Raw genomic sequence first — 20,662 nt, 5'->3', positions numbered from 1 at the left:
ATAATATGATACAAGGAAATATTGAACCGCCGTATGCCGAACGGCACGTACGGGTGGTGTGAGAGGGGCTACAGGTTAGCCCCTACTCGATTTAAGTATAAATTTTTGAAATAAACTATATTATAAAACAATTTAGAAATATGCTTCAATATTAGAAATTCGTTGAATTTGACATTTGACTGTGGTAGAATTTATATGTTATAGAAAAATGTGGGGAGGTAAAAACTTTGCAAACTTTACTATCTATTGTAATTATTGTTGCTAGCATTGTTGTGATAGCTGTAGTTGCACAAATGGAATCTGAACAATCTGGTCTTGGAACACTTCAAGGTGAAGATGATACAAGCATGTGGGGTGCTCATAGAGGTTCTAGTAAGAAAGATATTCAAAACAGAATTGTTTTGATTACTTCAATTGTATTTGCAGTTGCACTTATTATTTTGGCTGCAATTAATTAATAAAATTTAAGGAGGAATTATTTTAATGAATATGATTTATCTAGCTCCTTTAGCTGGTGTCTTGGCATTATTATTTGCTTTTTATAAAGCAAGTTTTGTTGCAAAACAAGACTCTGGAAATGACAGAATGAAAGAAATTTCATCTCATATTTCTGAAGGGGCTATGGCTTTTTTAACAAGAGAGTATAAAGCTCTTGTTGTATTTGTAATTGTACTTGCACTTATTCTTGCAATTGGACTAAAGTCAGTTCCAACTGCAATTTGCTTCGTTGTTGGAGCAATTTTATCTGTTGTTGCAGGTTATGTAGGAATGAAAGTTGCTACACTTGCAAACGTTAGAACTACTAATGCTGCTTGGAAAAGCGGTCTAGGCAAGGCTTTAGACATTGCATTCTCAGGTGGAGCAGTAATGGGTATGTGTGTAGTTGGATTTGGGATTATTGGTATCAGTCTTGCATATATTCTTACTGATGGACAAACTGAAATCATAACTGGATTTTCTTTAGGTGCTTCTTCTATCGCTCTATTTGCAAGAGTTGGTGGAGGTATTTATACTAAGGCTGCAGACGTTGGTGCTGACCTTGTTGGTAAAGTTGAAGCTGGGATTCCAGAAGATGACCCTAGAAACCCTGCTGTAATTGCCGATAACGTAGGTGACAACGTAGGTGACGTTGCTGGTATGGGAGCTGACTTATTTGAATCATATGTAGGTGCTCTACTTTCAGTTATCACACTTGGTGTTGTAGCATATGGTCAAGACGGAGTAGTTTATGGACTACTTATTTCTACTGTTGGTATTGTTGCATCTATCATTGCGGCTTTCTTTGTTAAAGGTGATAAAAACCCACAAAAAGCTTTAAATATGGGAGAATATGTAGCAGCAGCAGTTACTATGATTTGTGCAGCATTCTTATCAAATAAAATGTTTGGTAGTTTTACACAATTCGCACCAGTAATTATTGGTATTGTAGTTGGGCTTATTATTTCTAAGTTTACAGAATACTATACAGCTGATGATTATAAACCAGTAAAGAGAATTGCACTTGAATCAGAAACTGGTTCATCAACAAATATTATTTCAGGTCTTTCTGTTGGTATGATGTCAACTATTGGTCCTATCGTTGTAATTGCAATTGGTATTGTAGCTTCATATTTAGGAGCTGGCGGAAGCACAGAAACTATTTATGGACTTTACGGTATAGCTCTTGCAGCAGTTGGTATGCTTTCAACTACAGGTATGACAATTGCCGTTGATGCTTATGGTCCTATCGCTGATAATGCAGGTGGTATTGCAGAAATGTGCGATCTTCCAGAAGAAGTTCGTGACATTACAGACTCTCTTGACTCTGTAGGTAATACAACTGCAGCTATTGGTAAAGGATTCGCAATTGGCTCTGCAGCTTTAACTGCACTTGCACTATTTGTATCATATATCAATGCAACTGGTCTTACAGGAATTGATATTTCAAAACCTGAAGTTATAGCAGCTACATTTATCGGTGGTATGCTTCCATTTGCTTTCTCTGCTCTAACAATGTCAGCAGTAGGAAAAGCAGCTTCAGAAATGATTGATGAAGTTAGAAGACAATTTAAAGAAATACCTGGAATCATGGAAGGAAAAGCAACTCCAGAATATGCAACTTGTGTTGATATTTCAACAGCTGCTGCTCTTAAAGAAATGGTTATACCAGGACTTATTGCGGTAGTTGTTCCAGTATTAGTTGGAATTTTACTTGGAACAGAAGCACTTGGTGGACTTCAAGCTGGAGCTCTTGTAACAGGTGTTCTTATGGCAATATTTATGTCAAATGCCGGTGGAGCATGGGACAACGCAAAAAAATATATTGAATCAGGAAATCACGGTGGCAAAGGTTCAGAAGCTCACAAAGCTGCTGTAACTGGAGATACTGTGGGTGACCCATTCAAAGATACATCAGGACCTTCCCTTAACATTTTAGTAAAACTTATAACTGTTGTATCACTTGTGTTTGCACCACTATTCGTTTCTTTTGGCGGAATTCTTTTATAATATAAAATAAAAAGTGTGTCAGTTTAACTGATGCACTTTTATTTTTTTGCCTAAATTTATTTAGATTAGAATTTATTTGAATTTTTTAACTTATATTAATATCTACTTAAAAATAGACTTATCCTATTAAAATTGAAAAATTTACAAAGTTAATATAATAATGAAAGTTGTGTTAAAATAGTAAAGAGGTGATGTCAATGAAATTTACAGAATATGAGTATACTAGACCAAATTATGAAGAGGATAAGAAAAAAGTAGAAAACTTGATTGAAAGATTTAATAAATGCACAACAGCACAAGAGCAAATAAAAATAATTGAAGAAATGGACGCATTTAAAAAGACTTTTAGCACTAATATGAATCTTGCTTATATTCGCCATACAATCGACACAAATGACGAGTTCTATAAAAAAGAGCAAGACTTTTTAGATGAATACACTCCTCATTACTCTGTCTTAGAAACAAAAATGTACGAAGCTATAGATAATTCAAAATTTAAAAAAGAACTAAAAGAACATTTTGGTTCTCATTTGTTTGATTTAATCAAATGTAAATTAGTTTTCAAAGATGAAGCAGTACCATTTAAACAAAAAGAAAATCAATTGATTACTAAATATAATAAAATCATAGCATCTTGCCAAATAGATTTTGATGGTAAAAAATTAACTTTGCCACAAATGGCACCATATACTCAATCTAAAGACAGGAATATTCGAAAAGCAGCCACAGATAAAATTGCAGAATTCTTTCAAGAACACGAAGAAGAAATAGACAATATCTATGATAAAATGGTTCATGTGAGGACAGATATGGCAAAAGCTCTTGGATTCGATTCTTATATAGAATTTCAATATAAATCATTGATGAGAACGGATTATGATAAGGAGGATGTAGCGAAGTATAGAGAATTTGTCAAGAAATATGTCACTCCCGTATATTTAAAACTTGTAGAAAAACAATCCAAAAGAATAGGCATACATGACATGAAAGTCTATGATCAAAATATTGTATTTACTGATGGCAACGCAAAACCTCATGGGGGAAGAGACTTTTTAGTTGAAAATGCTAGAAAAATGTATGCTGAACTTTCACCACAAACAAAAGATTTTTTTGAGTTTATGTATGAAAGAGAACTATTTGATTTAGAAAGTAAGAAGGGCAAAGAATCGGGCGGATATTGTACTACAATGGAAGATTATGATTCTCCATTTATCTTTGCAAACTTTAATGGAACAACTCATGATGTTGAAGTAATGACCCATGAAGCAGGTCACGCTTTTCAGTCATATACGTCAATGGATGGTAGGATTTTCGAATATATATGGCCAACATATGAAGCGTGTGAAATTCATTCTATGAGTATGGAATTTTTGACTTGGCCTTGGATGGAATTGTTCTTTGAAGAAGAAACTGATAAATTTAAATTTTCACATTTAGATGGAGCGATAAATTTTATACCATATGGAGTTACAATAGATCATTTTCAACATTTTGTATATGAAAACCCAGATGCAACACCTGAACAAAGAAAAGCTAAATACCATGAAATTGAAAAATTATACAGACCTAATTTAGATTATGACAACGAATTTTTAGAAAAAGGGACATGGTGGTATAGACAAGGGCATGTATTTAATACACCATTTTATTATATAGACTATACTTTGGCTCAAGTTTGTGCATTTCAATTTCTGTTGAAATCATTAGAAGACAGGGAAAAGGCCTTCGAAGATTATCTAGAAATCTGTAAAGTTGGAGGTAGAGAATCATTCTTCGGAATAATGGAAAAAGGAAATATTAAAAATCCAATGGAAGATGGGGTAATAGAAGATATTTTACCAAAATTATTGGTTATTTTAGACGAAATTGAAAAAAGATTATAACAATATCATGAATATTAATTATTGGATTGATATCTATTAAAAAATAAATATTTTTATTAAAAGCAAAATTGAGTTAAATAGTAAAATACAGGCTCAATTTTACTTTTTTTATATAAATATTTATACAAAACTACCCCTATACAGGCAGATTCCTCGACTACGAACCCTTCGGGTTCTCCGCTCGGAATGACAGTTGTGGGGGTTTTCGTGATCTTTCCAATGTCATCTCGACTAAAAAGCGTGCGAACGCATAAAAAGTCTTGCATGTGATGGAGAGAATTTCCCCCGTCCCATGTCATCCTGAGCGGAAGAAATCTTCCAAGATTTCTGAAGTCGAAGGATCTGCATGTGATGGAGAGTATTTGTAAAGTTTAAAATAAAAAAGTGGTGAAAAAGTTCAAGAAAAGATTTCTATTAATATTTACAGAACGACTACTGTACGGGCAGATTCCTCGACTACGAACCCTTCGGGTTCTCCGCTCGGAATGACAGTTGTAGGAGTTGACGTTGATATTTCCAATGTCATCTCGACTAAAAAGCGTGCGAACGCATAAAAAGTCTTGCATGCGATGGAGAGAATATTTCCCCGTCCCATGTCATCCTGAGCGAAAGAAATCTGCCAAGATTTCTGAAGTCGAAGGATCTGCATGTGATGGAGAGAATCTGCATAGTTTTAAATAAAAAAGTATTCAAGCACCTAAACCACGAACAATTATAGCAAAAAGGCGAAAATGAAAAACTAAAGAGGCTAAAACTTTGTCTAAAAAAGGCGTGGGGGTTTTGTTGGTAGCTCGAAGGAAGGAAAGTGGGCATTCCGCTTTCGCTGCGAGGCCTCCTTTCCTTTCCTTCGAAAGAAGAATAAGATGGCAGTATAGAAAATATTTATTAAAAAGATTTTTTAATTATTCATACAGAGCGGCTACTCTACAGGTAGATTCCTCGACTCCAAACCCTTCGGGTTCTCCGCTCGGGATTACAGTTGTAGGGGTTGTCGTTGCTCTTTCCAATGTCATCTCAACTAAGAAGCTTTGCAAATACATAAATATTTTTTCATGTGGTAAAGAGAGTTTGTCAATGTTAATAGAAAGTGTAGTGAAAGAATAAGAAAAAGCTTTCAATTAATTTTCTATATCAAAAAAGGAGCTACCTGAGTAGCTCCTTAAAAAATCACATTTGTTTTGCAATTTTTTCAGTTAAGTCAATAACTCTCTCTGTATAACCCCATTCGTTATCATACCAAGATATAAGTTTAACCATATTTCCGTTAACTGTTGTAAGTTTTGAATCAAAGATTGAAGAGTGTTTGTTTCCTATAATATCTGAAGAAACAAGTTCATCTTCTGAATAAGCAAGTATTCCTTTAAGTTCGTTTTCGGAAGCTTTTTTTATTGCAGCATTTATTTCTTCTACTGTTGCTTCTTTTTCGAGTTCAAATGTCACATCCACTAGTGATCCTGTAGGAACAGGTACTCTTAGTGCGAATCCTGTTAGTATGCCATCAACTTCAGGTATTACTTTGCCCACTGCTTTTGCAGCTCCTGTGGATGTCGGTATAATATTTTCTGCACCCATTCTTGCACGTCTCATATCTTTTTTGTGAACTGCATCGTGAATGTTTTGGTCATTTGTATAAGCGTGTACTGTAGACATTAGTCCTTTTCTGATTCCAAAGTTTTCTAAAATAACTTTAGTTACTGGTGCTAGACAGTTTGTTGTACAACTTGCATTGGATATAATATGATGATTTTCTGAATCGTATTTGTCATCATTTACTCCTAGTACTACTGTTAGGTCGTCTCCTTTACCTGGAGATGTCAAGATTACTTTTTTGGCCCCATTTTCTATATGGCCCATTGCTTTTTCTCTGTCTTTGAAAGCACCTGATGAGTCTATTACTATCTCTACTCCTAGTGATTTCCAGTCCATTTCAGCTGGTGTTTTAGATTCAACAAAAGTTACTTTTTTGCCATTTACAATCATTCCGTCTTCTACAAATTCAAGTTCACCGGGGAATTGTCTGTAAATAGTGTCAAATTTAAATAGATGCATTCTTTCTTTTAGAGTGCTCTCTATATTTCTAACAGCAACATAAGTTATTTCAAATTCTGGATTTTCGCGAAGTGCCCAAATTCTAAGAGCATCTCGTCCAATTCTACCAAATCCCATTATCCCTACATTCTTTTTCATAAAAACCTCCTGTATATAAATGTTTTTATAACCTAGTAATAATATCATTATATCCTACAAATAGAATAAAGTACAATTATATAATTATCCAATTATTATAAAAAATCCCGTAAAAATCCAAGCTATAATACTTAAATTTTCGCGGGAATTTAATCAATCTATCTTTGGATTTGTAGATATATATGATATCAAAAGAGTTCCAGGGCCTGTATGTGAGGCTATTGTAATTGACTCGTTAAGGAGAACTACCTGAACATCTTTGTCATATTCTAGTATTTTATCCCTAAGTTGCTCGGCTTCTTCTTTTGAATTTCCGTGGGATATAAATATTTTAGATTTAAAGTCTCTGTCATAGTATTCGACAAATTTGTCAAAAATTTTCTTGACTGCTTTTTTCCTTGTACGAACCTTATCTGTTTGGACAATTTTTCCTTCTCTATTCAAAGTGAGAATAGGGTTGATATTAAGAGCAGTGCCAAGTACTGCTTGTGATTTTGATACACGTCCACCCTTATGCAAGAAAAATAAATCTTTGATTATAAAGTCAACATCAAATCTTTCTGTGAGTTCTATTATTTTATTTGCAACTTCATCAATATTTTTTCCTTCTTTTTTCATCTCAACTGCAATATCGACAAGTAATGATTGACAATTAGTTGCAGCCTTGGAGTCTATTAAAATAATTTTTCTTTCGGGATATTTTTCTTTTAGATTATTTATTGCAAAATTTGCATTTCCAAAAGAAGAGGATAATGCCCCTGAGAACGCAATATGTAAAATATCTTGTCCTTGTTTTAATATATTTTCAAAAGAATCCTCAAATGTTTGTGGGTTAGACGCTGTTGTAGTTATGTTTTCACCACTTTTAAGATGAGAATAAAACTCGTCCAAATCAAGATCGTAGGAATTGTAAAATTCATCATCGATGATTACATTAATTGGCACAAGATTTAGATTATTTTCGTCACAATAAGATTTCTCAAAATCTACACAAGTGTCAGTAGATATTATATAATTATTCATAGTTACCTTCCTTTAATCTTTTTTTATATAATATCGCAAAGACGTAAAGGTTACAAGTATTTTGAGGTGAATAATGAAAACAGTTCTAATTACAGGTTCATCTAGAGGCATTGGTGCTGAAATAGCCAGAAGGCTCTCTGATGATGATTACAGAATAATTATTAATTACAATCAAAGTGAAAGAGAAGCTAAAAATTTAGAAAGTGAAATAAGGAAAAATCACAATGATGCTCTCGCTATAAAAGCTGATATTACAAAATTTAAAGAAGTCCATAATATGTTTAAAGAAGTAGAAAGAAAATATAAGGGCGTGGATATTTTGATTAATAATGCTGGAGTTTCAAGCTATAGTCTGTTTCAAGATATTGACGAGAAAACATGGGACAATATTTTTGATGTCAATGTAAAGGGAGTTTATAATTGTATACATGCAGCCCTACCTTATATGTTAAATAAGCATAGCGGCAAAATATTAAATATAACTTCCATATGGGGGATTGTGGGAGGTGCAATGGAGTGCCATTACTCTGCTACAAAAGGAGCTATCAATGCACTCACAAAAGCACTAGCTCAAGAGCTTGGTTATTCGGGAATAACTGTAAATGCTATTGCACCCGGGGCAGTCGATACTCCAATGACAAACTCTATAGGAGAAGAAAATTTATGTATACTTTCAGAAGATATACCCATGGGTAGACTTGCAACAACACAAGAAATAGCGGAAATTGTGGCTTTTATGATTTCAGAAAAGAATTCATATATGACAGGACAAATAATTTCACCAAATGGTGGCATGATAGTTTATTAGAAAAGGTGAAGATATGAAAAATATTATATTAATTTATAATCCAACAGCTGGCAATGAAGGTGCGAATCATTATTTAAAAAGGATTGAAAAACATTTAAATAAATATTTTGATGAAGTTGTTCTCGCCAAGACAAAAAGAGAAGGACATGCAGCTGAACTTTCTGAAAATGCATCTAAAGAAGGTTATCACTCAATTGCTGTATATGGCGGCGATGGCACTGTAAATGAAGTCTTACTTGGAATGTACAGGGCGAGTTCTAATTCTAAACTTTGTATCTTTCCTGGTGGAACAGCAAATTTACTTGCTAGAAGTCTTGGAATTTCGCAAATTAAAGATAGAGCAATAAGATCGATAAAATTTGAGAAATCTAAAAAAATAGACCTTGGAATTTGCAATGACAATGTATTTAGCATGTTCTTATCGATAGGAGCAGTACCAGAAGCGATACATGAAGTAACAGTAGAGGAAAAGACAAAATTTGGCGGACTTGCTTATGCCAAAAAATCGGTGGATAAATTAATTGACTCAGAAGAATATGAACTAAAAGTGGCTACTGATACAGGAAGTTATACAGGTCATGTAGATCATTTGATAGTTAGTCTTACTAATAAGATGGGCAAACTGACAATCATTGAAGATAATAAAGATGAAGAAGGCAGAGCGAAAGTACTTATTTTAACAGATGATTCTATATTAAAAAAGTTATCTGTATTTAGGTCGGCATTAGCAGGGATGGCAGAACAAAATGAAAATATTAAATATTTTTCTGCAAAAGATATTGAGATAACTTCAATCAAAAATACTAATATTAATGTTGATATAGATGGCGATAAAGGGCCTTATTTGCCTGTAAAAATAACTGTAGTTAAAGATTTTATTGAAGTTTATCTTCCAAGTAAATTAATAGGAGGTTAATATTATTTGATTGAATGATTATATTCTTTGGTAGAAATATAGGGGAGGGATAATATGAAATTTTTACACACTTGCGTGAGAGTAAAGAATCTTGAAAAGTCAGAAAGGTTTTATAAAGAAATGCTAGGGTTTATCGAGAGCAGCAGAAAAGACTTTCCAAAAGATAAATTTACACTTCTATATTTAAAACTTCCTAATTCAGACTATGAACTTGAACTCACTTACAATTATGATAGACAAAAACCTTACGAATTAGGAGATGGATACGGACATATTGCAATTTCTAACGAAGATATAAAATCTTTTAGAGAAGAACTTTTACAAAAAGGTTGTGAAGTAACTGAACTTTCTGGTCTTTCTGATGGAGGGGCAAATTACTTTTTTGTAAAAGATCCAGATGGATACAAAATTGAGATTATACAAGAAAAATAAATAAAAGTGCCTTTTTGTGACACTTTTTTAAAGTGTTAGTTTGTTATTTTAGTAACAATTGGGGTATGAAAATTACATAAGGATTGAAGGAGGAGCAAATGAAAAAAGTTTTAGTGTATGGGCTAAGTGAAGAAAGGTCTAAAATTGTTGAAAAAATCGCTAAGGAATTTGGGATTGACCTTAGATTTTTAACAAATGATGATCTAAATGAAAAAGTAGGCGACTTATTTATTGGGGATGGTTCAAATATAGAAGAGGATAAAAGAGAACTTTTAATCTTTTCAGATTTTGATAGAATAATTTTACGTGAATTTTTATTAAAACTCAAATCTAATGGAGTAGTAGTAAATCATAAATGTGTACTTACAGACACAAATAAAGATTGGACTCTTGATTATTTAATTGGGCATATTGAAGACGAACATAGAATGGTGATGAAATTTAGAAAAATTGGGGGATATGTTCAAGTTGCTCAAAAAAATTTAGAAGAAACAAAAGATTTAAAATTAAAGATGCTTGTAGAAGAAGCAATGAGTCTTAGAAATAAAGAACTAGATGAAGCATTGTTGGATAAAAGTATCGCTAATTTTAAAGAATATTTTGGACATAGATAATTATTATTTGAAAATGTTGGCGCTCTTGGAGTGCCATTATTTTTTTGCTTTGAATTACTAATTTATAGATTTAATGATGTGCGTAATTGATTTTCACTCGGGATGACTCGGGAGTGGGAAATATTCTCTTCTCCACTAGAAGCAAGACTCTTTATGTGTTCGCTCTGCTTTTTAGTCGAGATGACATTGGACGGAGATTTCTTTTAATTTCTACTATTGTCATTGGAATGCACAAAATGATAATTACCAAAAATTAAAGTCTATAGACGCTTACAATCCCCACAACTGTCATTCCGAGCGGAAAACCCGAAGGGTTTGAAGTCGAGGAATCTGCTTGTGTAGGAGCCGTTCTGTAAAAATAAATAGAGACTATTCTTATGCTTATTTCACTACATTTTTTATTTAAACTCCACAGATTCTCTTTACCACATGCAGATCCTTCGACTTCAGAAATCTTGGCAGATTTCTTTCGCTCAGGATGACATGGGAGGGGAAATATTCTCTCCACCACAAGCGAGACTCTTTATGCGTTCGCAACGCTTTTTAGTCGAGATGACAGTTGAAAACAGTTTAAAAGCCCTTCTAACTGTCATTCCGAGCGGAAGTGAATTCTTGAAAAGAATTTACTGTAGTCGAGGAATCTGCCTGTATAGTAGCCGCTCTGTATGAATAATTAAAAAATCTTTTTAATAAATATTTTCTATACTGCCATCTTATTCTTCCTTCGAGCAACCAACCAAACCCCACGCCTTTTTTAGACAAAGTTTTAGCCTCTTTAGTTTTTCTTTACCTTGCAAAAAGTCGGATTTTTAAAACTCGCTATCGCTCAAACCGTTAAAAATCATTTTCGACTTTTTGCTATACTTGTTCGTGGTTTAGGTGCTTGAATACTTTTTTATTTAAAACTATGCAAATTCTCTCCATCACATGCAGATCCTTCGACTTCAGAAATCTTGGCAGATTTCTTTCGCTCAGGATGACATGGGAGGGGAAATATTCTCTCCACTAGAAGCAAGACTCTTTATGTGTTCGCTCTGCTTTTTAGTCGAGATGACATTGGACGGAGATTTCTTTTAATTTCTACTATTGTCATTGGAATGCACAAAATGATAATTACCAAAAATTAAAGTCTATAGACGCTTACAATCCCCACAACTGTCATTCCGAGCGGAAAACCCGAAGGGTTTGAAGTCGAGGAATCTACATGTCGAGGAGTAGTTCTGCATAAATAAATAGAAATTTTTTACTTTGACCTAATTGAAACTTAGATTTATAATACTATTAATGAATTTATTCATATAAAACACGACAAGCTGGGACAAAAATAAATATATTTAAATTTATTTTATTTCTTCGCTAAAGTGACAAATTATGTTATACTTAATTAATAATGATTTGTGTTACATTGAGAATAGGTATGTGATAATTATGTTAGATAAATTTCATAGAAAAATAAACTACCTTAGAATTTCCATCACAGATTTATGCAATTACAGATGCAAATACTGCATGCCTACAACTGGTGTATTAAAGAAAATGCATAGTGAGATATTGACTTTTGAAGAGCTATATTATATTAGTCATGTATTTGTAGAACAAGGTGTTGATAAAATTCGTATAACTGGCGGCGAGCCACTTCTTAGAAAAGGGGTGGAACATTTTATAGAATCTTTGGGTAATATTGATAAAATTAAAGATTTGGCAATGACTACAAATGCATCTCTACTAAAAGATAAAGCGACAAAACTAAAAAAAGCTGGACTCAATCGTGTCAATATTTCTTTGGATACTTTAAATCTCAAGAAATTTCATAGTTTAACTACAGGTTCACTAGATGATGTTCTCGAAGGTATTGATGCTGCTTTTGAAGCTGGACTAGAAGTAAAATTAAACACTGTGCTTCTCAAGGGCATAAATGAAGATGAGATAGAGGATTTTATAAATATTACTATGGATAAAAATATTGATATAAGATTTATAGAAGTAATGCCTATTGGGCCAACATCAGATTATGCTAAGGAAAAATTTTTGAGTAGTGATGATATAATTAATAATTTTGATTTGATAAAAATTGCTAATGATGACATTCACTCGCCAGCTAAGTTATATAAACTTGAAAATTCTTTAGGAAGAGTTGGTTTTATCAATCCTTTATCCCATAATTTTTGTGGTGATTGCAACAGAATAAGACTTACTTCTGATGGCAAATTAAAACCTTGTCTTCACAGTGATAATGTTATTGATATTAAGAGGCCACTTAGAAATGGCGAAGATATTAGAATTTATATTGAAAAAGCTTTGGCTAAAAAACCTTTGAAGCATCATTTACTTGAAGGAGAAAATATAAATTCTAGCATGAGTAGTATTGGAGGATAAATGTTTACACATCTTGACGAAAAAGGCAGAGGTCAAATGGTCGATATTTCAGAAAAGAGTCCGTCTATTAGAAAAGCAATAGCTAAGGGCTATATCAAACTTAAATCTGAGACTGTAGATGCTATTAAAAATGAAAAATTAAAAAAAGGTGATGTTTTATCAATCGCACAAGTTGCAGCAATACAAGGAGTCAAAAACACTTCATCAATAATACCAATGGCTCATCCACTTTTGTTAAATGGAATTCATGTAAACTTTTATTTTGAAGAAAATTTATTATATTGCGAAGTAGAAGTAAAATGCGAGGGCAAAACTGGTGTCGAGATGGAAGCCTTGACGGGTGTATCTTGTGGACTGCTTACTGTATATGATATGTGCAAATCAATCGATAAAACAATGTCTATTGAAAAAGTTTATCTAGTAGAAAAAACTGGTGGTAAATCTGGTCACTTTCATTCAGAATATGAACAAAATAGTAAGTATGATTATGCAGTTGTGATAGCAAGTGATTCACGTTCTAAGGGCGAGAATATTGACAAGTGTATAGACGCATTCAAAGATACAATGCCGAATAATTTTAACTTAGAATATTCAAAAATTATTCCTGACGAGATAGAAAATATCAAAAATGAGCTTATTTATCTAGCTGATGAAAAGAAAATTCCTTTAATTTTTACATCTGGTGGGACAGGATTTAGCAATAGAGACGTAACGCCAGAGGCGACACAACTCGTGATTGAAAAATGTGCATCATCTATATCTGATGCAATAAGACTTTATTCCAAAGAAAAAACTAATCAGTGGATGCTTTCACGAGCAACTAGTGGAATAAGAAAAAATAGTTTGATAATCAATCTACCTGGCAGTCCAAAAGCAGTGAAAGAAAGTATTTATGCAGTCCTACCTGCATTATCTCACGGGCTTGATATACTACTTGGAAATTTTAGAGAGCATTAAGGTGAAAAAATGGCAAGAGTAGTTTCAATCAATAAATCTGATAAAAAGGGTGTTGTCAAAATACCACAAGAAGAAGGCTTATTTATCGAAAACTTTGGACTACAAGGTGATGCACATGCAGGGAAGTGGCATAGACAGGTGAGTCTACTTTCAAATGAATCAATCGATAAAATGAGAAAGGCAGTACCAAATTTAAATGAGGGTGACTTTGCAGAAAATATAACTACAGAAGGAATTGTGCTATATGAACTTCCAGTAGGCACAAAACTTGCAATTGGAGAAACAATTCAAGAAGTCAGTCAAATTGGCAAAGAGTGCCACAAAGGTTGTGCGATAAAACAAAAAGTGGGCGAATGTATCATGCCCCATGAGGGTATTTTTACTGTAGTGAGAAAAGGTGGCAAGATTAAAGTTGGAGATGAAATTAAAATAATTTAATTTCATTTAAACAAATTTTTAATTAAAAGTAGTATGTTAGCGAAAACTTTATAAAAACAACTCGGTATTTATTTTGAAAGTATAAATAATTAATATAGAGCATAATAGCTTATTAAAACTATTTAATTTAACACAAAGAGTCATTATTAAAAATTAATAAATAAAGAGGAGAATATTATGAACCTAAAAAAAATCTTATTGAGCGTATTTATTGCTTTTTTAGCCCTAACACTTATAAGTTGTAGTGGAAAAAACAAAGCTGTAGAAACAGCGGCAGAAAATTCTAAACAAGAAGAAAAAGCTAAACAGAAAGATTTAGTTGTATTTGCAGCAGCTTCTATGACAGATGTACTTGAGGATTTGAAAACTAAATATGAAGAAGAAAATAATAATGTGAATTTAATTTTTAATTTTGATTCATCGGGCACACTAAAAACACAAATTGTTGAAGGTGCTGATTGTGATGTATTTATTTCCGCAGCACAAAAACAAATCAATGAACTAGACCCAAATAACGAAAATTACAATGGCAAAGTGTCAATACAAAAAGATACAAGGATTGATTTGCTTGAAAACAAAGTAACTCTAGTTGTAGCAAAAGGCAATGCCAAAAATATCGACAAATTTGAAGATTTAAATTCAGATAAAGTCGAAACTATAGCACTTGGCAATGAAGATGTACCAGTAGGTCAATATTCAGAAGAAATTCTCAAAAATTTAGGAATATTTGAAAAAATTCAACCAAAAGTTACCCTTGGAACAAATGTAAGAGAAGTGGCATCATGGGTCAGCGAAAACACAGTAGATGCAGGGATAGTTTATGCAACAGATGCAAAGGCATATGATTTAGAAGTAGTTGCACAGGCAGATGATTCTATGCTTGATAATAAAGTCATATATCCTGCAGCAGTATTAGATAATAGCAAAAACAAAGAAGAAGCTGAGAATTTCTTAGAATTTTTACAAACAGAAGAAGCTGCTAAAGTATTTGAAGACGCAGGATTTACTCCAGTAAAATAATAATGAAGATGGATTTTTTTCCTTTATTTAATTCTATAAGGATTGCGGCAATATCGTCAGTTTTTACATTTTTTTTGGGAATATTTTTTGCATATTATGTAAAAAAACTAAATCCAACATTAAAGGGAATTTGTGATGTAATATTGACACTGCCCTTAGTGCTGCCACCTACAGTTATAGGATTTTTTATAATTAAAACATTAGGCCCCAATAGTTATTTGGGGCATATTATTCAAGAATTATTTGAAACGAATTTAATAATGAAGTGGTACTCTGCCATCATTGCAACAGTCATAGTTACCTTTCCTCTTATGTATAGAACAACCAGAGGGGCCTTTGAAGCCTTTGACATGAATTTAAAATACGCCGCTGAGACTTTGGGCAAAAGCAATACTTGGATATTTTGGAGAGTGACAATGCCTTGTTGCAAAAAAGGAATACTTGCTGGAGTTGTACTTTCATTTGCAAGAGCACTTGGCGAATATGGTGCTACTAGTATGGTCAGTGGTTATACACCTGGAAGAACTGCCACAATATCGACTACAGTTTATCAGTTTTGGAGAGTAGGGCAAGACGCATTGGCATATAAATGGGTTATAATAAATGTGCTCATATCCTTAGTTATACTTCTTGTGATAAACTTATTAGAAGCCAATAATTATGGCAAGAAAAAGAGAGTGTAATTATGTTAGAAGTAAAGATATATAAAGATTTTGGCAATTTTATATTAGATGTAGATTTCAAAAGTGACGATAAAGTTTTGGGTATATTGGGCGCATCTGGCAGTGGCAAAAGTATAACCTTAAAATGCATTGCCGGCATAATAAAACCAGATAGAGGCAGAATAGTGTTAAATAATAGGGTTTTATTTGATTCACAAAAACATATTAATCTAAAACCACAAGATAGAAAAATTGGGTTTCTATTCCAAGATTATGCACTTTTTCCCAATATGACTGTATATGAAAATATAAAAACTGGGATAAGAAATAAAAATGTGGATATAGACTCTATAATCAATAAAAAATTAGAAGAAATGAATCTTCAAAATGTGAAGGATAATAAACCAGAAGAAATATCTGGTGGAGAAAAACAACGAACAGCATTAGCAAGAATTTTGGTAAATGATGCAGAACTTTTATTATTAGATGAGCCTTATTCAGCAATAGACGGATATCTTAGATGGATTATTGAGCTAGAAATTAAGGATACAATCGAAAAGTATGGAATTCAAACTTTATTTGTATCTCATGATAGAGATGAAGTTTACCGCATGTGCGATTCTATAACTATAATGAAAGATGGAAAATCAGAAAGTATAAAGAAAACCAAAAATCTTTTCGAGAATCCAGTGACACTTTCGGCAGCGGAATTATCAGGATGCAAGAATTTTTCAATACTTGAAAATATAAAAAACAATGAGTTTTATGCAAAAGATTGGGGCATAGAACTTACTCTCAAAAACTATAAACCATGTGATATAGTGGGAATGAGAAGTCATTATATCAAAATTACCGACCAAAAAGTTGAAGAGAATGTATATCCATTAGAAATAGTGAAGGAAATTGAAGAACTTTTCAATTACTGTATAATAGCAAAATCTGAGGACACTAAATTAAATGGTAATATTAGAATTGATATAGAAAAAGATAGATGGAATGAATTAAAGAAAAAAGAAAAACTCTATTTTCAAATAAAAGAAGAAGATTTACTATATCTTGAGAAATAAAATATTGTTTTTATATTATATAATAATTTGTATAATTATTTGTAGAATAATCAAGAATTTCAAGACATTAGAATAGAGTTTATAACTGGTTAAACTTTTATGTGATTAATCAATGAATAAGCTTTCTGTTTTAAAGGTGCTGAAGAATAAAAAATTATCTATAAAAATATAATATGAATATAAACCTTGATTGTTTTTCTAAATTTTAGAATTTAACAATATATTAAGTAGAAAGCTGTATTTATGAACTATATTGTTTTAGTAAATATTAATTTTTTAAAATTTTTTGTTACTGTAGGAATATTATATCTATTTTTTTATTGCTCAGCTTATAAATTCTTTAAAAGTAGAAAAAATATAAAACACATAATTAATATAATCGCTAGATCTATTTCTATAATTTTGTTATTAAGCCTTATAATTTTATATTTTATTGGTTTTAATACTATAGATATCGATATATGAAACTTTATTATACCAATTATGTTTATATTTTTTATATTTCTTCAAACTTTTCATTTTTTCTTTAATAAGATTGAAATTTAATAAGTAATATTAGATTCATTTACTTAATTCAGTAAAACATATATTAAAAATAATTATAATTTGTTTGAATATAATTTTTAGTTTACTTTTTTTGAATATTTTTCGCACAGAAAATTTTAAACTTATAATTATAATTGGGATAATTTTAGCAATATCTTTGCTTTTCTCTTTAATAATTAATGTTGTTGATAAAATTATAAAAAATATTGTATCTGTAAAGATTCCATCTGTCCTTATAATCTTCTAAAATATTGTATCTGTCTTTATAATTTTATCATTTTAAGAATTATATAATGTTTAGAATGCTAGACTTTACTAAGAGTTTACGTGTAGTTTACCAAGATTCTATTTAAAAATTTGATTTATCAAAATATGTATGATACACTCGCAGTGAATTACAGGTATAAGGAATTAAATTGTATTATTTATTTTTAATTTTGAATTTAAAAATTCTAATAAAGTGATATTATGTGTGGATAGTTTTAAAATATAAAAATACAGTAATATATTTAACTTTTTCAAAAAATATATTATATTCTTGTTATGTAAATAAGATTTATAGAAGAAAGATATTTTATAAATTTAAAACGTAGTAAAGTATTGATTAATTAAAATTTGATAGTCTGATTTTCATTAAAGGGGAATAATTTAAAATGATGGATTTAAGGTATTTGGATTATATGTATGATGGCTATGATTATTTTGTTAAATTATCAAGAATAAAAGATTGTTATAAAGTAGAAGAATTTTCAAACGACACTTGGGAAACGAGTGTTAGTGAGGACGGACATTGGGTTCAAAAAAGCTTAATTGGTCAAGAATTACCTAATCAAGGCTGGAAGATTCATATTTCATCGAATTTAAAGGATGCTCAGTTGTTATTAGACAAAGTTTCAAAAGTATGCCTTAAAGAAGAAGTTACTTTTAAATATGTTAAAGATGATTTAGAGTTATCTAAAAAAAATACTAAATATGCCGATAGAGGATCTTCTGGAAAATTTATAACTATATATCCCACTAATGTGAATAAGTTTGTGTATTTATTGGAAATTTTACATCAAGAGCTAAAATATTTTGAGAATGGACCATATATTTTAACAGATAAAAGATGGAAAGATGGGAACGTTTATTTTAGATATGGTGGTTTTAAGGAGATAAGAAAAGATGGCGATAATTATAATTCTTACATAAAGAATGGAAAAGGCGACTTGGTTGTTGATGATAGATCTCCATATTATAAAATCCCGGAAGGTATAGAAGAACCAGAGTTAATAAAGCAAATTACCAAAAAATATGAACTCAACGATTCAGGAAGTAAATTGGATGATTATAATATTGTAAAAGCAATACATTTTAGTAATGGAGGTGGAGTTTATAAAGCTTTAGGTATAAAAGATAAAAAAGAATATATATTAAAAGAAGGAAGATTAAATGCTGGTTGGGATAGAAATAATGAAGATGCATTTACAAGGATAAATAATGAATATATTACGTTAAAAAAATTGTCAAGAGTAAAAGAAGTAGTTAATGTTTTTGACATATTTACTGAGTGGGAAAGTAATTTTCTTGTGGAAGAATATATTGAAGGAGTCCCACTTACAGATTGGACAGCATCTAATTTTCCATTTATAAAAAATAATAATAACCGAAATGATTATTTATTAAAAGTAAAAAAAATAATGACTAATATGATTGATGTAATATCAACAATACATAATAATGGTTTAGCTATAGGTGACTTACAACCTAATAATATAATGGTTGATAAAAGTTTAAACATCAAACTTATTGACTTTGAGGCATCTAAATATGTTAAGTCAAAACAAAAACTAAGTTTGGGAACTCCAGGATTTTTAAAAGATAATTTGTCTACAGTTGAAGAAAATGACTGGCATTCTTTAATAAATATATTGTTATATATTTTTTTACCAATAGGACCAGTGCATTCTTTAAATTCTAGTGTTATCCCAAAATATATTAGGCATATTAAAAAAATTTTTGGTCAAACCGCCACAAATTTTATAAGTGATTTTATTGATAAATGTAATTTAATATTAGAGAAAAATAATTATGAAAAATATCAAATATGTACTTTAGATGGAAATAATTTGATTAATATAGAAAATATAGAAGATTTTAGTAAAAAGATTGTAAAAACTGCACTGAAAAACTTAGATTTTAATGAATTGCGTCCATTAAAAGGAGATATAAGACAGTTTGAATATGAATTAGGCAGATATAATTATTTAACTGGTATATATGGTTGTATTTATGCACTTTCAAAATTTATAGATATACCTAATGAATGGGATGAGTGGATATTAAAACATTCGAATTTTTCTATGAATAGAGATCTTGGATTTTTCACAGGGAAAAGTGGCATAGGTATGATCCTTTATGAACTGGGTTTTACTCAACAAGCTGACTCAATATTTGAAGATATTTTACTCAATTTAGATGATTTAGAAAAATTACAAGATATTTCTATGCTTTCTGGATATTCAGGTATCGGGTTTAGTTTAGTCAGATATTATAAAAGAACAAAAAAAGAAGTTTATTTTAATAAGTCGTTAGAAATAGCAGATTATTTAATTAAGTTATATAAGGATAAGTTTGACATTAACTACCCTTTTGAAGACTTTGGTAAAGTAGGTATTATGACTGGATGGGCAGGAGTAGCATATTATTTATTAGAGTTATATAAGATTAATAAATTAGATTATTTGTTAGATTATGCTAAAAAGTGCATAAATTACGATTTATCCAAATGTAAGTATGATGGCAAAGATGGATTATATGTAGATAACAATGGAATATTATCTCCCTACTTACTTGGAGGTAGTGCTGGATTAGCATTAGTAATTCTGAAGTTTAAAAGCATTGGGATTAACGATTTTAATTCTCAATTAGAAGAGATAATTAAAATAATAAAATCAAGTAATTTTTATAATATTGGTTTGTTCAGAGGAGCTTTAGGTATATTGTACATTGCTGCCCAATGTAAAAATAGCTCTGAGGATATTAATAACTTGGTAGATATTTTAAACATTTATTTAGTTACAGATGGTGATAATATATACGTCCCAGGAGAATTTTCCTATAAATACTCAGAAGATATTTTTTCGGGTAGAGCTGGGTTACTTCTTGTTTTAAAAGAACTTCTCAATGACAAAAAGAATAACTTGTTTGAAATAATATAAAATGCTAGTAACTTTTGCTACTATACTTTTTAATTTGAAATAAAGT

General features: G+C 31.1%; 19 protein-coding genes. 16 read left to right on the top strand and 3 right to left on the bottom strand.

Annotation, left to right across the window (positions count from 1 at the left end):
* Window positions 1–227 precede the first annotated feature (227 nt).
* The 5 genes from secG to ABID14_RS08305 all read left to right on the top strand — a co-directional run bounded on the left by secG (window position 228) and on the right by ABID14_RS08305 (window position 5,474).
* Window positions 228–458, top strand: coding sequence for a preprotein translocase subunit SecG (secG, locus tag ABID14_RS08325; RefSeq protein ID WP_354369028.1), 231 nt, complete (start codon window positions 228–230; stop codon window positions 456–458).
* 25 nt (window positions 459–483) lie between these two features.
* A complete protein-coding gene (locus ABID14_RS08320; protein ID WP_354369026.1) occupies window positions 484–2,487 on the top strand; it encodes a sodium-translocating pyrophosphatase in 2,004 nt (667 codons plus the stop codon).
* A 197-nt stretch (window positions 2,488–2,684) separates the two neighbouring features.
* Window positions 2,685–4,370, top strand: coding sequence for a M3 family oligoendopeptidase (locus ABID14_RS08315; protein ID WP_354369024.1), 1,686 nt, complete (start codon window positions 2,685–2,687; stop codon window positions 4,368–4,370).
* Window positions 4,371–4,877: 507 nt separating this feature from the next.
* Window positions 4,878–5,051: a hypothetical protein gene (locus ABID14_RS08310; protein WP_354369022.1), complete on the top strand. Its 174-nt coding sequence runs from the start codon at window positions 4,878–4,880 to the stop codon at window positions 5,049–5,051.
* A gap of 102 nt (window positions 5,052–5,153) precedes the next feature.
* Window positions 5,154–5,474: a hypothetical protein gene (locus tag ABID14_RS08305; protein WP_354369020.1), complete on the top strand. Its 321-nt coding sequence runs from the start codon at window positions 5,154–5,156 to the stop codon at window positions 5,472–5,474.
* A gap of 63 nt (window positions 5,475–5,537) precedes the next feature.
* Here ABID14_RS08305 and gap read toward each other — a convergent pair whose 3' ends face one another.
* Both gap and ABID14_RS08295 read right to left on the bottom strand, forming a co-directional pair.
* Complete coding sequence (gap, locus tag ABID14_RS08300) at window positions 5,538–6,557, bottom strand: type I glyceraldehyde-3-phosphate dehydrogenase (protein WP_354369018.1); 1,020 nt, start codon at window positions 6,555–6,557, stop codon at window positions 5,538–5,540.
* Window positions 6,558–6,710: 153 nt separating this feature from the next.
* Window positions 6,711–7,580 (bottom strand): DegV family protein, encoded by an 870-nt coding sequence (locus tag ABID14_RS08295; protein WP_354369016.1) that lies wholly within the window; start codon window positions 7,578–7,580, stop codon window positions 6,711–6,713.
* Between the two features lie 73 nt (window positions 7,581–7,653).
* Here ABID14_RS08295 and ymfI point away from each other — a divergent pair, with 73 nt between their 5' ends.
* The 4 genes from ymfI (at window position 7,654) to ABID14_RS08275 (ending at window position 10,350) form a co-directional block, all read left to right on the top strand.
* Window positions 7,654–8,388, top strand: a complete 735-nt coding sequence (ymfI, locus tag ABID14_RS08290) for an elongation factor P 5-aminopentanone reductase (protein ID WP_354369014.1) — start codon at window positions 7,654–7,656, stop codon at window positions 8,386–8,388.
* A 13-nt stretch (window positions 8,389–8,401) separates the two neighbouring features.
* Window positions 8,402–9,304, top strand: a complete 903-nt coding sequence (locus ABID14_RS08285) for a diacylglycerol/lipid kinase family protein (RefSeq protein WP_354369012.1) — start codon at window positions 8,402–8,404, stop codon at window positions 9,302–9,304.
* A gap of 54 nt (window positions 9,305–9,358) precedes the next feature.
* Window positions 9,359–9,736 (top strand): lactoylglutathione lyase, encoded by a 378-nt coding sequence (gene gloA, locus ABID14_RS08280; protein ID WP_354369010.1) that lies wholly within the window; start codon window positions 9,359–9,361, stop codon window positions 9,734–9,736.
* 98 nt (window positions 9,737–9,834) lie between these two features.
* Window positions 9,835–10,350, top strand: a complete 516-nt coding sequence (locus ABID14_RS08275; RefSeq protein ID WP_354369008.1) for a DUF3783 domain-containing protein — start codon at window positions 9,835–9,837, stop codon at window positions 10,348–10,350.
* A gap of 253 nt (window positions 10,351–10,603) precedes the next feature.
* Here the strand turns inward: ABID14_RS08275 and ABID14_RS08270 are convergent, their stop codons facing one another.
* Entirely contained in the window at window positions 10,604–10,861 is a 258-nt protein-coding gene (locus ABID14_RS08270; protein WP_354369006.1) for a hypothetical protein, read from the bottom strand.
* Between the two features lie 917 nt (window positions 10,862–11,778).
* Here ABID14_RS08270 and moaA point away from each other — a divergent pair.
* The 7 genes from moaA (at window position 11,779) to lanKC (ending at window position 20,616) form a co-directional block, all read left to right on the top strand.
* Window positions 11,779–12,726, top strand: coding sequence for a GTP 3',8-cyclase MoaA (moaA, locus tag ABID14_RS08265; protein ID WP_354369004.1), 948 nt, complete (start codon window positions 11,779–11,781; stop codon window positions 12,724–12,726).
* Window positions 12,727–13,683, top strand: a complete 957-nt coding sequence (gene moaCB / locus ABID14_RS08260; protein WP_354369002.1) for a bifunctional molybdenum cofactor biosynthesis protein MoaC/MoaB — start codon at window positions 12,727–12,729, stop codon at window positions 13,681–13,683.
* 9 nt (window positions 13,684–13,692) lie between these two features.
* Window positions 13,693–14,121 carry an MOSC domain-containing protein gene (locus ABID14_RS08255; protein ID WP_354369000.1) on the top strand — a complete coding sequence of 143 codons (429 nt, stop codon included), beginning with the start codon at window positions 13,693–13,695 and terminating at the stop codon, window positions 14,119–14,121.
* Window positions 14,122–14,298: 177 nt separating this feature from the next.
* A complete protein-coding gene (modA, locus tag ABID14_RS08250; RefSeq protein WP_354368998.1) occupies window positions 14,299–15,141 on the top strand; it encodes a molybdate ABC transporter substrate-binding protein in 843 nt (280 codons plus the stop codon).
* Between the two features lie 8 nt (window positions 15,142–15,149).
* Window positions 15,150–15,824, top strand: coding sequence for a molybdate ABC transporter permease subunit (modB, locus tag ABID14_RS08245; RefSeq protein ID WP_354369032.1), 675 nt, complete (start codon window positions 15,150–15,152; stop codon window positions 15,822–15,824).
* A gap of 2 nt (window positions 15,825–15,826) precedes the next feature.
* Window positions 15,827–16,870 (top strand): sulfate/molybdate ABC transporter ATP-binding protein, encoded by a 1,044-nt coding sequence (locus tag ABID14_RS08240; RefSeq protein WP_354368996.1) that lies wholly within the window; start codon window positions 15,827–15,829, stop codon window positions 16,868–16,870.
* A 1,199-nt stretch (window positions 16,871–18,069) separates the two neighbouring features.
* Complete coding sequence (gene lanKC / locus ABID14_RS08235; protein WP_354368994.1) at window positions 18,070–20,616, top strand: class III lanthionine synthetase LanKC; 2,547 nt, start codon at window positions 18,070–18,072, stop codon at window positions 20,614–20,616.
* Window positions 20,617–20,662 lie beyond the last annotated feature (46 nt).

This window comes from Peptoniphilus olsenii (assembly GCF_040545475.1).
In the GTDB taxonomy this organism is placed as follows: domain Bacteria; phylum Bacillota; class Clostridia; order Tissierellales; family Peptoniphilaceae; genus Peptoniphilus_A; species Peptoniphilus_A olsenii.
This window is presented reverse-complemented; position numbering and strand designations above follow the sequence as displayed.

What these genes read in the sequence shown, in the direction of transcription:
- moaCB (WP_354369002.1), top strand. Translation starts at nt 12,727, where the DNA reads ATGTTTACACATCTTGACGAAAAAGGCAGAGGTCAAATGGTCGATATT.
- gap (WP_354369018.1), bottom strand. Translation starts at nt 6,557, where the DNA reads ATGAAAAAGAATGTAGGGATAATGGGATTTGGTAGAATTGGACGAGAT.
- gloA (WP_354369010.1), top strand. Translation starts at nt 9,359, where the DNA reads ATGAAATTTTTACACACTTGCGTGAGAGTAAAGAATCTTGAAAAGTCA.
- ABID14_RS08315 (WP_354369024.1), top strand. Translation starts at nt 2,685, where the DNA reads ATGAAATTTACAGAATATGAGTATACTAGACCAAATTATGAAGAGGAT.
- ABID14_RS08255 (WP_354369000.1), top strand. Translation starts at nt 13,693, where the DNA reads ATGGCAAGAGTAGTTTCAATCAATAAATCTGATAAAAAGGGTGTTGTC.
- ABID14_RS08240 (WP_354368996.1), top strand. Translation starts at nt 15,827, where the DNA reads ATGTTAGAAGTAAAGATATATAAAGATTTTGGCAATTTTATATTAGAT.
- lanKC (WP_354368994.1), top strand. Translation starts at nt 18,070, where the DNA reads ATGATGGATTTAAGGTATTTGGATTATATGTATGATGGCTATGATTAT.
- ABID14_RS08295 (WP_354369016.1), bottom strand. Translation starts at nt 7,580, where the DNA reads ATGAATAATTATATAATATCTACTGACACTTGTGTAGATTTTGAGAAA.
- ABID14_RS08275 (WP_354369008.1), top strand. Translation starts at nt 9,835, where the DNA reads ATGAAAAAAGTTTTAGTGTATGGGCTAAGTGAAGAAAGGTCTAAAATT.
- moaA (WP_354369004.1), top strand. Translation starts at nt 11,779, where the DNA reads ATGTTAGATAAATTTCATAGAAAAATAAACTACCTTAGAATTTCCATC.
- ABID14_RS08285 (WP_354369012.1), top strand. Translation starts at nt 8,402, where the DNA reads ATGAAAAATATTATATTAATTTATAATCCAACAGCTGGCAATGAAGGT.
- modA (WP_354368998.1), top strand. Translation starts at nt 14,299, where the DNA reads ATGAACCTAAAAAAAATCTTATTGAGCGTATTTATTGCTTTTTTAGCC.
- ymfI (WP_354369014.1), top strand. Translation starts at nt 7,654, where the DNA reads ATGAAAACAGTTCTAATTACAGGTTCATCTAGAGGCATTGGTGCTGAA.
- modB (WP_354369032.1), top strand. Translation starts at nt 15,150, where the DNA reads ATGGATTTTTTTCCTTTATTTAATTCTATAAGGATTGCGGCAATATCG.
- ABID14_RS08320 (WP_354369026.1), top strand. Translation starts at nt 484, where the DNA reads ATGAATATGATTTATCTAGCTCCTTTAGCTGGTGTCTTGGCATTATTA.